This window comes from Pseudosulfitobacter koreensis (genome assembly GCF_024733015.1).
Classification (GTDB): Bacteria; Pseudomonadota; Alphaproteobacteria; order Rhodobacterales; family Rhodobacteraceae; genus Pseudosulfitobacter; species Pseudosulfitobacter koreensis.
Genome location: NZ_JANKJG010000017.1, coordinates 30,241 through 40,882, shown reverse-complemented (window position 1 = coordinate 40,882; position 10,642 = coordinate 30,241). Strand labels below are relative to the sequence as shown.

The following is a 10,642-nucleotide window of genomic DNA, read 5'->3' as shown; positions in this document are numbered from 1 at the left end:
TCAGAAGCTGCAAAGAAAACACGAAAGGAGACGCAGCCATTGACCAAATCATGACCGCTGATAAACAATAAAGGGTGGGTCAAATCTCGGTGAAAATACCGGGTCAGTTCTCAATGAAAACCAACACCGTAACAGTTTCGCCGTCTTTCACCCTCTGACGGGCTTTTGCACGGGCCTCGGCGGCACCGATTCTGCGCGTGGCGATGAACCTGCAAGGCTTGGCCCCTGGCTCGATTCGCAGGAACGGGGCACCGGGCGTTTCGGCCAGTGACCCTGTCCCCGGTTCACGCGCCATGCCCGCATCATACCCCTGGTCCAGCCGCGACAGCAGCTGCGTGACCGCGCGCGGCTCGATGTGGCCGCTGACCATCAGCCGCAACGCTCGGTTCCGTTCAGAAATGCGAATGCGCTGCCAGTGCTCCCGGTGCTGCCCTTGCGGAATGAACTTGCGCTCAAACACCGCCCAACTGGCGCCGATATCGAACAGGTCGGTGGGCACCCGGTCGGCGCGCCGACGGGTGTTCGCGGCAAAGCCATGATGCACCTGCGCCAGAGGCACGATGGCACAGGGATACCCCGCCTGGCCCAGCAGCATATTCAGGTCGGTTTCATCCAAATAATAGTGATAGGCCGGATCAAACCCGCCCAGGCTGACCAGCACATCGCGGCGCACCGCCATATTGGTGCCCTCGGTCTTGGCGCAGCGGTCAGGTCCGGGGTGCACGACAATCGGCTCAGTGCCTGCAATCGGCAGGTCCGACGCATCGCCCACAGCGTTCAGCGTGCGCCCCTGCCATTGATAGGAAATGCCATTGCGCCCGCGCACAAATCCGCCCGCGACAACAGTGTCGTGCTGCTGCATCGCGGCCACAAGATGCAGCAGCCAAGTGGGTTCCGGCACCGCATCGTCGTCGACAAAGGCGACGATGTCCCCCGCCGCCGCGTCGATGCCCGCATTGCGCGCCGCCGAGATATTCGCGGCGTCAAAGCCGACAATCTTGATCCGATCGGCAAAGGGCAGCGCCTGCGTTGCGGCAACGCCCGCAGGGTCGGCCACGACCACGATCTCGAACGGGTCATAGTGCAACTGCATGCACCCCGTCAGACATAAGCAAAGCGCATCCGGTCGACCGCGGCTGACAATCACCACGCTGACCGGCGGTCGGGTCATTCCAGACCCATCTCGGCCATCATCTTTTCGATCCGGGGCACGTCCTGCGGGTTGTTCAGCTCCCAGAACTGGCGACCGCGCGCGTCCACCTCGACGCACAGAACCGATCCGCCGCTTTCCATGAACCGCAGCTGCTCCAGTCCCTCAAGCTGCTCAAGCGGGCCAGTGGACCAGCTGGGATAGTCCGCCAGCGCCGCAGGCCGGTATGCATAGACACCCACGTGATGAAACACCGGCGTCTCGGCGGCGTCATCCGCATACGCCGTGCCGATGAATGGGATGACTTCCTTGCTGAAATACAGCGCCTTGCGGTTGCGGTCGAACACCGCCGTGGTGCCGCCGACGCGGCCCGCCTTGCGGTCGGCCAAAAACCCGTTCAACGTCGCCCCGTCGCAGCGCAGCACCGGCGTGGCGATATCGGCATCGGGCGCGGTCTGCATCGCCTCGATCAGCGCCTCGACGAACCAGGGCGGTGTCAGCGGCGCGTCGCCCTGCAGGTTCACCACCACGTCATAACCGCTGCCCAGCACCGCATGTGCCTCGGCACAGCGTTCGGTGCCATTGGCGCATTCCGGCGCGGTCATCACCACCTCGGCGCCAAACCCTTCGGCTGCCCGCGCGATCCTGTCGTCATCAGTGGCCACCACCACGCGGTCGACGCCCTGAACCGACATCGCGGCGCGCCAACTGCGTTCGATCAGCGTGGAGGCCACGCCGGTGGCCCCGGTCAGCGCCACCAAAGGCTTGCCGGGATAGCGGGTCGAGGCATAGCGGGCGGGAATGACAACCAGAACCGACATCAGGCGGGCTTAAGGTCGACAGCGGGGGAATAGGCGATGAAAAACGGGTTTGCGTACCCCTCCTTGCCATAGGTCAATTCGCTGTGATCATCGAAACGCACGACCTTGCCGCCGGCACCCAGCAGAACCGCATGGCCTGCGGCGGTGTCCCATTCCATCGTGCGGCCGACACGCGGATACAGATCCGCCTCGCCCGTGGCGATCAGGCAGAATTTCAGCGACGAGCCGGCCGAGGTCATGTCTCGAACGGCATATTTGTTGATGTAATCATCGGTCGCCTGGTCGCGGTGTGACTTCGACGCGACGACCATCAGCGCGTCATTGTCCGGTTTGGACACCGACAGGGGCGTCAGAGATCCGATCAGGTCGTGGTCGAAGGGCGCGGCCTCTTCCACGGTCTGACCGTTGGCCTGGGTAAAGAACATGCGGTTCTTGGCGGGCGCATAGACCACGCCGCGCGTCGGTTTGCCGTCTTCGACCAGCGCGATGTTTACGGTGAAATCGCCGCGGCGGTGAACGAACTCCTTGGTGCCGTCGAGCGGATCGACGATCAGGAACGTATCGCCCTTGGCGCTGTGCGTGGCCGATTGTTCCTCGGTCACCAGCATCATGTCGGGAAATGCCGCGCGCAGACCCTCCGAGATGATCGCGTCGGCGGCCTCGTCTGCGGCGGTCACCGGGCTGTCGTCCGATTTGGTTTTCACCTCGAAATCGTCTGCCCCGTAGATTTCCATGATCGTGTCGCCCGCTTCCAGCGCCAGGCGGCGCATGACAGGCACCAAAGTCTCGTAATTCATGAAAAAATCTCCTTGCTCGGCCCAGATTGAAATATGTGCAAGATCACCTTATGGTCCCCCACTAACGGAACGGCAAGATTTCCCTGCGATATTCGCACCATCAGAGGCACGACCGCACATGTTCCAGTCCACGCGCAAGCCGCAGTCCGGCTTTGGCACCACCCTTGTGATCGCCGAACTGATCTATCATTCGGTGGTCCGCAACGTGCGCAAGACGCATAACAACGCCTTTCTGGCGATCGGCATGAACATGCTTCAGGCCGTGATCTTCGTGATGGCGTTCTACGTGATGTTTTCGGTTCTGGGCCTGCGTGGCGCAGCACTGCGGGGCGATTTTCTGGTCTACATCATGTCCGGCATCTTTCTTTTCATGACCCACACCAAGACGCTGGGCGCGGTGGCAGGCTCTGAAGGACCGGCAAGCCCGATGATGCAGCACGCGCCGATGAACACGATCATAGCGATTGCCGCGGCGGCGCTGGGCACGCTCTATATTCAGGTGCTGTCGCTGTTCATGATCCTGTTCATCTACCACGTGGCCTTTGTCCCGCTTGAGATCGACCAGCCGCTTGCCGCCTTCGGCATGCTGCTCTTGTCATGGTTTACCGGCCTTGCGTTGGGGGTCCTGGTGCTGGCGGTCAAACCCTGGTTTCCGAACTTTACCAACATTTTCGTGCTGGTCTATCAACGGGCCAACATGATCGCTTCGGGCAAGATGTTCGTGGCGAATACCCTGCCCAGCTTCATGCTGGCGATGTTTGACTGGAACCCGCTGTTTCACTGCATTGATCAGGCGCGCGGCTTTGCATTCATCAACTATGCGCCGCATCACACATCGGTCGAATATCCGTTCTACGTGGGGCTGGTTCTGCTGATGCTGGGCCTGATGGGCGAATTCTACACCCGCCGCCATGCCTCGATCAGCTGGAATGCGCGGCGCTGATGCGGGCGCTGGCTGTCGCAGTGTCGCTGATCATCGGTCTGGCGCAGGCCTCTCTGGCATTTGAGTTTCCCGCACTCTACCGCGTGATCGACGTGGCCAGTAACGACGTGCTGAACGTGCGCGCAGCGCCTGACGCACAAAGCGAGATCATAGGCGAATTTCAGCACGACCAGTCCGGGATCGAGATTGTGGCGCTGTCCGACGACAGGGGCTGGGGCCAGGTGAATGTCGGCGGACAGTCGGGCTGGACGTCGATGCGGTTCCTGCAGCGCGAAGCGGAGGCCACAAGCCCGCTGCGCGCCGAATGTTTCGGAACGGAACCCTTCTGGAACCTGACGCTGGGGGCCACTCATGTCCTGCGCGAACCCGGGCAAGGGTCGCAGCCCTATCAGGCCACCGCAGAACTGTCGGCTGCCAACACCACCAACAGCATTGCGATTCTGGGCCACAGTCCTGCGGGCAATATGACAGCGACCATTGATGCTGCGCAATGCTCCGACGGAATGTCCGACCGCTTGTTCGGCCTGTCCATCGGGCTGGTCCTGACCGGCGGCGACAGCCCCAGATACCTGACCGGCTGCTGTTCCCTCGCGCCCTAATCCACCACCCGCAGCGTCAGATTGATCCGCCCGCCCTTGGGCAACAGCGACCCCGCCCCGAACTTGATCCGGTCCACCCCGTGATAGGTCAGCCGCGCGGCACCGCCCAGCACCACCACATCGCCGCTTTCCAGCCAGACCGATTCGGTTTTGCCGCCACGGGTCTGGTTGCCGACCCGGAAAAGCCCCGGATCACCCAGCGACACCGACACGACCGGCCACGCAAAATCCGCCTCGTCGCGGTCTTGGTGCAGACCCATGCGCGCCCCTTCGCCGTAATAGTTGATCAGACAGCAATCGGGTTGCCGCTGCAGCCCCGTCAGCCTGTTCCAGATGTCCAGCACCGGCTGCGGCACCGGCGGCCAATCCACACCGCTGGGATGGCGCTGCGCATAGCGATAGCCGCTGCGATCCGAAAACCAGCCATAGCGGCCTGCCGAGGTCATCCGAACCGACATCGGCTTGCCATAGGGTGTGTCGGGCTGAAACAGCGGCGCGGCGAGTACCACACCCCGCACGGCCTCCAGCACATGCTCCTGCGCCGCGCGGTCCAGAAAACCTTTGTGAATTTCAACGTCCCGCAGGATCAACTTCGTCATATCAGCACCAAACCCGAAAAATTCAGCCAAAAGCCGCCCCAAGACCGGTTGCAGGGTGCTTTTGCGCTCCTTATATACCCTTCGAACCGCACGGGCACTTCGCTTCGTGACATATCATTCGGGGCTTGGGTGCCGAAACGGGCCCATGTCTCGTGTCATCGCCTTGAGTAGAAAAAGGGATCGAAAATATGGCTAAAGTCATCGGTATTGACCTTGGAACCACCAACAGCTGCATCGCCATCATGGACGGCAGCCAACCGCGCGTCATCGAAAACGCCGAAGGGGCACGCACCACGCCCTCTATTGTCGCGTTCACGGATGAAGAGCGCCTTGTCGGTCAGCCCGCCAAACGGCAGGCCGTGACCAACCCAGACAACACCATCTTTGGCGTCAAGCGTCTGATCGGCCGTCGCAACGACGATGCGGATCTGGCCAAGGACAAGAAGAACCTGCCGTTCACCGTCATCGACGGCGGCAACGGCGACGCATGGGTTCAGGCCAAAGGTGAGAAATATTCGCCCAGCCAGATCTCGGCCTTTATCCTGGGCAAGATGAAAGAAACCGCCGAATCGTACCTCGGCGAGGAAGTGACCCAAGCGGTCATCACCGTTCCGGCCTATTTCAACGACGCCCAGCGTCAGGCGACCAAGGACGCAGGCAAGATCGCCGGTCTGGAAGTGCTGCGGATCATCAACGAACCGACAGCTGCCGCGCTGGCCTATGGTCTCGACAAGCAGAACACGCAAACCATCGCGGTCTATGACCTTGGCGGCGGTACATTCGACGTGACCATTCTGGAAATCGACGACGGCTTGTTCGAAGTGAAATCGACCAACGGCGACACCTTCCTTGGTGGTGAAGACTTTGACATGCGCATCGTCAACTACCTGGCTGGCGAGTTCAAAAAAGAACACAACGTCGATCTGACACAGGACAAGATGGCCCTGCAGCGTCTGAAAGAAGCTGCCGAGAAAGCCAAGATCGAACTGTCGTCCTCGTCGCAGACCGAGATCAACCAGCCGTTCATCTCGATGGGCTCGACCGGTCAGCCGCTGCACATGGTCATGAAACTGACCCGTGCCAAGCTGGAATCGCTGGTCGGTGATCTGATCAAGGCGTCGATGAAACCTTGCGCCGCTGCGTTGAAAGACGCGGGCCTGTCGGCATCCGACATCGACGAGGTCGTTCTGGTCGGCGGTATGACCCGTATGCCCCGCGTGATCGAGGAAGTGACCAAGTTCTTCGGCAAGGAGCCCCACAAGGGCGTGAACCCCGATGAGGTCGTGGCCCTCGGTGCCGCCATTCAGGCCGGTGTTCTGCAGGGTGACGTCAAGGACGTGGTTCTGCTGGACGTGACACCGCTGTCGCTGGGCATCGAAACGCTGGGTGGCGTGTTCACCCGTCTGATCGACCGCAACACCACGATCCCGACGAAAAAGTCGCAGATCTTCTCGACCGCCGAAGACAACCAGAACGCCGTGACCATCCGGGTGTTCCAGGGCGAACGCGAAATGGCTGCCGACAACAAGATCCTCGGGGCCTTCAACCTTGAAAACATCCCGCCTGCACCGCGCGGCATGCCCCAGATCGAAGTAACCTTCGACATCGACGCCAACGGCATCGTGTCGGTCGGCGCCTTGGACAAGGGCACCGGCAAAGAGCAGAAGATCACGATCCAGGCTTCGGGCGGTCTGACCGATGCCGACATCGAGAAAATGGTCAAGGATGCGGAAGAGAACGCAGAGTCGGACAAAGAGCGCCGTAGCCTGATCGAAGCGAAGAACCAGGCCGAAAGCCTGATCCACTCGACCGAAAAGTCGGTGGAAGAGCATTCTGACAAGGTCGATCCGACCACGGTCGAAGCGATCGAGTTGGCCATCGCCGCGCTGAAGGACGAGCTGGAAACCGACAATGTCGACAAGATCAAGTCGGGCATCCAGAACGTGACCGAAGCCGCCATGAAACTGGGCGAAGCGATCTACAAGGCCGCTCAGGACGAAGGCGAGGAGGCACCGCACGCCGCGGACGAGCCGCGCAACGACGATGACGATATCGTCGATGCCGAGTTCGAAGACCTCGACGACGACAAGCGCGCGTAAGCTCACCTACGGAACCACTCAGAGGGCCGGTCCGATCTCCGGGCCGGCCCTCGACGTTCCAGACAAGGACATGACACATGGCAAAACGTGATTACTACGACGTCCTTGGGGTCGCAAAAGGCGCGTCTGCAGACGAGATCAAAAAGGGCTATCGGACCAAGGCCAAGGAACTGCACCCCGACCGCAACGCCGACAACCCCGAAGCCGAATCCAAATTCAAAGAGGCCAACGAGGCCTATGAGGTTCTCAAGGACGCCGACAAGAAGGCAGCCTATGACCGCTATGGCCATGCCGCATTCGAGGGCGGCATGGGCGGCGGACGTCCCGGTGGCGGCTTTGGCGGCGGCGGCGGGCAGGGCGACTTTGGCTCGGCCTTTTCCGACGTCTTCGACGACCTCTTCGGTGACTTCATGGGCGGCCAGCGCGGCGGCGGCGGACGCCGTGCGGCCCGCGGTTCCGACCTGCGCTATAACCTGCGCGTCTCGCTGGAAGATGCCTATGCCGGTCTGCAGAAAACCATCAACGTGCCAACTTCGGTGGCCTGCAACGTCTGCAACGGCACCGGTGCCGAAAGCGGCGCAGAACCCACCACCTGCCCGACCTGTTCCGGCATGGGCAAGGTTCGTGCGCAACAGGGTTTCTTTACCGTCGAACGCACCTGCCCCACGTGTTCAGGCATGGGCCAGATCATCAAGAACCCCTGCAGCGCCTGTCAGGGCGCAGGGCGCATCGAAAAAGACCGCGCGCTGTCGGTGAACATCCCCGCAGGTGTCGAAACCGGCACCCGCATCCGTCTGGCCGGCGAAGGCGAGGCAGGCATGCGCGGCGGGCCCACCGGCGATCTCTACATCTTCATCGAAGTAGCAGAGCACAAGCTGTTCGAGCGTGACGGCAACAACCTTTATTGCCGCGTTCCGGTCAGCATGGGCACCGCGGCCCTCGGCGGCAGCATCGAGGTACCGACCATCGACGGTGGCCGTGGCCGCGTGCAGATCCCTGCCGGATCGCAGTCCGGCCGCCAGATGCGTCTGCGCAGCAAGGGGATGCCCGCCCTGCGCGGCGGCGGACCCGGCGACATGTTCATCGAACTGGCGGTCGAGACCCCGGTAAACCTGACCACCCGTCAAAAAGACCTGCTGCGCGAATTCGAGGATCTCTCGGAAGAGAACAATCCCGAATCCAGCAGCTTTTTCTCATCGGTTAAATCCTTCTGGGATTCTATGAAGGGTTGAATGACGTGAGGCAGGGCAACCTGCCTCACGTTTCGCGTTAACCGTCCGGTAACCATCGCTGCTGCAAGCTTGGCCGATGAACAGCTTTGCAGAAAAACCCCTGCCCTTTGATTTTGACGAGGCGACGCCCGCGCCGCTGTCAGCGGGTCCGACCCCGTCGTATATTGCCGACCACCGCGCCCGGCTGCGCGCGCGGTTCATGGCCGGGGGTGCGCAGGCCCTGCCCGATTACGAAATGCTGGAACTGGTCCTGTTCCGCGCCATTCCCCGGCGCGACGTGAAACCGCTCGCCCATGCGCTGATGGAGAAATTCGGCGACTTCAACCGCGTCGTCACCGCCCCCGAGCCGCGCCTGCGCGAGGTCAATGGTGTCGGCGACGCCGTGATCGTGGAACTGAAGATCGTCGAGGCCGCGGCACACCGGATGGCCCGTGCCAAGGTGTTGAACCAGCATGCGATTTCCAGTTGGGACGCGCTGATCGACTATTGCCATACCACCATGGCCCATCGCGAGACCGAACAGTTTCGCGTGCTGTACCTGGATCGCAAGAACGTGCTGATCGCGGACGAGGAACAGGCCAAGGGCACCGTCGATCACGTGCCCGTCTACCCGCGCGAGGTGGCCAAGCGCGCGCTTGAGCTGAACGCCTCGGCGCTGATCCTGGTCCACAATCACCCGTCGGGCGACCCGACGCCCAGCCAGTCCGACATCACGATGACGCAACAGATCGAAGCGGCCTGCGTCGCCTTGGGCCTGTCCCTGCACGATCATCTGATCGTCGGCAAATCCCGCGAGCTCAGCTTCAAATCAGAGGGGTATCTTTAGCGCACCCAGACCTCGACCCGGCGATTCGCCTGACGGCCCCATGCGCTGTCGTCACAGGCCATCGGCAGCGCCTCGCCAAAGGCATCGACATCCAGCGTCACGCGTCTGGTGTCTTCTGTCTGAGCTGCTTGCGTGATCGCACGGCGCACGGCTTCGGCACGACGCAGCGCAATGTTGCGGTTGGCGCCCGATGGCCCGTCCCCGTCGCTGAACCCCACGAACAGAATGCGCCGCGCGTCATAGGTGCCCACCTCCATCGCGCGGGCCAGTTGCTGAACGTTACTGCGCGATTGCGCGTCCAGCCGGATCGACCCCGCCTCGAACCGGAACGAGGTGGTCAGTCGCGCCATACCGTCCAGCGTGCGCACCATCCGCTGCAACTCTTCCAGCGGAACCTCGGACCCGGCGGTACTGATCGCGTTGGCAAAACGGTTGCCCTGCAGGTCGATCGGCACTTCTTCGGGCGACTGATCGACAAAGCCCGCGCGCCGGATCACCACCTGCGCGGTCGGGCCACGGGTAAAGGCCAGAAACTCGCGTGCGATCTGGGGCAGCCTCCGCGCGGGCAGGTATAGAAACATCGGCGCGGTCAGCGGGTAATCTTCGGTCTTGATCGTCCGCCGCCCCGCCTCCAGCGAAAAGCCGCAGTCGCCGGTCAGCACCAGCGGCACCGTATTGCCGACTTCGGCATAGCTGGAAATACCCAGGGCGAACGGATCATCCTCGACGGCTTCGGCCAGGGCGGTGCCCAGCGGATGCCGCAGGATGTCGTCGGCCAACGCCAGCCGCACCGGCATCATCACGTGATCAGCCACAGCCTGCCCCAATCCGGTCCCGGCCTGCGGCAGATGCAGGGAAATCGCGGCATCGACGCCGCCCAGTTCCTGCCAATTGGTCACCTGCCCCGCAAATGCCCGCGCCAGATCCAGAGGCGAGATACTGCGCACCGGATTGTCGGGTGCCACCACGGGCACCACGGCGTCCAGCGCCAGAACACGGCTGCGGTGCAGCCCCGTCATGTCGCCCATCCCCGCCTCGCGCGCGCGCTGGCGTTCGGTGGGGCGGATTTCGCGCAGGGCCATGACGATATCAGCCTCATTCGCCAGCAGATCGGCAAAGCCTTCGTCGGTGGTGGTCACCCGAAACCTGAACCGCGCGGCCAGCTTGCCGGTTTCGATGTTGGTCAGAAGATAGGTAAACCGGAACTGGTCCACATCCTCGCGCACGGCGTCGTAACCTGCACGCTGTGCGAACCCCTCGACCAGCGCAGGCATCAGGACAGCCCCCATTGTGGACGATCCTGACAGGGCCAGTTCGGCCACATAATCCTGAAGGTTGGGACAGGCCGGGCCGTCACAAAGCACGCCGGAGCTGTCCACGGTCAACTCGCCAAAGTCGGTCTGAAGCCGGTAGAATTCGCCGTCGAAACCCAAAAGCGTGCCGCTGATCTCGACCCCACCATCGCGCGATGTCAGCGCGACGTCCTGGGCAAGGGCACAGGCAGACCAGCCAAAAAGGAAAAGTGCGGCGTAGGCCGCCGCACGTTTCAAAACCATGATGAAACCTCTTAACGCAA

The 10,642-nt window shown here is 62.2% G+C and carries 10 protein-coding genes; 5 read left to right on the top strand and 5 right to left on the bottom strand.

The features are described 5' to 3' along the window. Window positions 1-103 precede the first annotated feature (103 nt). The 3 genes from NTA49_RS16765 to cysQ are packed head-to-tail and all read right to left on the bottom strand — an operon-like array spanning window position 104 to window position 2,768. A complete protein-coding gene (locus tag NTA49_RS16765) occupies window positions 104-1,171 on the bottom strand; it encodes a glycosyltransferase family 2 protein (RefSeq protein WP_258295962.1) in 1,068 nt (355 codons plus the stop codon). Continuing rightward, the gene (locus NTA49_RS16760) at window positions 1,168-1,971 is read right to left on the bottom strand and encodes a 3-deoxy-manno-octulosonate cytidylyltransferase (RefSeq protein WP_258295961.1); all 804 of its coding nucleotides are present in this window, start codon (window positions 1,969-1,971) and stop codon (window positions 1,168-1,170) included. Before NTA49_RS16760 ends, NTA49_RS16765 begins: the two co-directional genes overlap by 4 nt. Further along, window positions 1,971-2,768 (bottom strand): 3'(2'),5'-bisphosphate nucleotidase CysQ, encoded by a 798-nt coding sequence (cysQ, locus tag NTA49_RS16755; RefSeq protein WP_258295960.1) that lies wholly within the window; start codon window positions 2,766-2,768, stop codon window positions 1,971-1,973. Before cysQ ends, NTA49_RS16760 begins: the two co-directional genes overlap by 1 nt. Window positions 2,769-2,886: 118 nt before the next feature. On the opposite strand from cysQ, the gene NTA49_RS16750 reads away from it, so the two are divergent. Together NTA49_RS16750 and NTA49_RS16745 are read left to right on the top strand one after the other, a co-directional pair. Beyond that, on the top strand, window positions 2,887-3,711 hold the full coding sequence (locus NTA49_RS16750; RefSeq protein WP_258295959.1) for an ABC transporter permease: 825 nt from the start codon (window positions 2,887-2,889) through the stop codon (window positions 3,709-3,711). Beyond that, window positions 3,711-4,310: a COG3650 family protein gene (locus tag NTA49_RS16745; RefSeq protein WP_258295958.1), complete on the top strand. Its 600-nt coding sequence runs from the start codon at window positions 3,711-3,713 to the stop codon at window positions 4,308-4,310. The genes NTA49_RS16750 and NTA49_RS16745 overlap by 1 nt, the downstream gene beginning before the upstream one ends. Here NTA49_RS16745 and NTA49_RS16740 read toward each other — a convergent pair. After that, a complete protein-coding gene (locus tag NTA49_RS16740) occupies window positions 4,307-4,909 on the bottom strand; it encodes an alpha-ketoglutarate-dependent dioxygenase AlkB family protein (protein ID WP_258295957.1) in 603 nt (200 codons plus the stop codon). The two genes, NTA49_RS16745 and NTA49_RS16740, sit on opposite strands and share 4 nt — an antisense overlap. A gap of 188 nt (window positions 4,910-5,097) precedes the next feature. Here NTA49_RS16740 and dnaK point away from each other — a divergent pair, with 188 nt between their 5' ends. The 3 genes from dnaK (at window position 5,098) to radC (ending at window position 9,066) form a co-directional block, all read left to right on the top strand. Further along, window positions 5,098-7,008: a molecular chaperone DnaK gene (dnaK, locus tag NTA49_RS16735; RefSeq protein WP_258295956.1), complete on the top strand. Its 1,911-nt coding sequence runs from the start codon at window positions 5,098-5,100 to the stop codon at window positions 7,006-7,008. Between the two features lie 77 nt (window positions 7,009-7,085). Then, window positions 7,086-8,240 carry a molecular chaperone DnaJ gene (gene dnaJ, locus NTA49_RS16730; protein WP_258295955.1) on the top strand — a complete coding sequence of 385 codons (1,155 nt, stop codon included), beginning with the start codon at window positions 7,086-7,088 and terminating at the stop codon, window positions 8,238-8,240. A 76-nt stretch (window positions 8,241-8,316) separates the two neighbouring features. Next, window positions 8,317-9,066 (top strand): RadC family protein, encoded by a 750-nt coding sequence (radC, locus tag NTA49_RS16725; protein ID WP_258295954.1) that lies wholly within the window; start codon window positions 8,317-8,319, stop codon window positions 9,064-9,066. On the opposite strand, the gene NTA49_RS16720 is transcribed toward radC, so the two are convergent. Next, window positions 9,063-10,622 carry a phosphate ABC transporter substrate-binding/OmpA family protein gene (locus NTA49_RS16720; protein ID WP_258295953.1) on the bottom strand — a complete coding sequence of 520 codons (1,560 nt, stop codon included), beginning with the start codon at window positions 10,620-10,622 and terminating at the stop codon, window positions 9,063-9,065. The genes radC and NTA49_RS16720 overlap by 4 nt on opposite strands. Window positions 10,623-10,642: the final 20 nt, after the last annotated feature.

Bases quoted from the DNA above. Each gene is read 5' to 3' on its own strand.
- dnaK (WP_258295956.1), top strand. From the start codon at position 5,098: ATGGCTAAAGTCATCGGTATTGACCTTGGAACCACCAACAGCTGCATC.
- NTA49_RS16720 (WP_258295953.1), bottom strand. From the start codon at position 10,622: ATGGTTTTGAAACGTGCGGCGGCCTACGCCGCACTTTTCCTTTTTGGC.
- NTA49_RS16750 (WP_258295959.1), top strand. From the start codon at position 2,887: ATGTTCCAGTCCACGCGCAAGCCGCAGTCCGGCTTTGGCACCACCCTT.
- NTA49_RS16760 (WP_258295961.1), bottom strand. From the start codon at position 1,971: ATGTCGGTTCTGGTTGTCATTCCCGCCCGCTATGCCTCGACCCGCTAT.
- NTA49_RS16765 (WP_258295962.1), bottom strand. From the start codon at position 1,171: ATGACCCGACCGCCGGTCAGCGTGGTGATTGTCAGCCGCGGTCGACCG.
- cysQ (WP_258295960.1), bottom strand. From the start codon at position 2,768: ATGAATTACGAGACTTTGGTGCCTGTCATGCGCCGCCTGGCGCTGGAA.
- NTA49_RS16740 (WP_258295957.1), bottom strand. From the start codon at position 4,909: ATGACGAAGTTGATCCTGCGGGACGTTGAAATTCACAAAGGTTTTCTG.
- dnaJ (WP_258295955.1), top strand. From the start codon at position 7,086: ATGGCAAAACGTGATTACTACGACGTCCTTGGGGTCGCAAAAGGCGCG.
- NTA49_RS16745 (WP_258295958.1), top strand. From the start codon at position 3,711: ATGCGGGCGCTGGCTGTCGCAGTGTCGCTGATCATCGGTCTGGCGCAG.
- radC (WP_258295954.1), top strand. From the start codon at position 8,317: ATGAACAGCTTTGCAGAAAAACCCCTGCCCTTTGATTTTGACGAGGCG.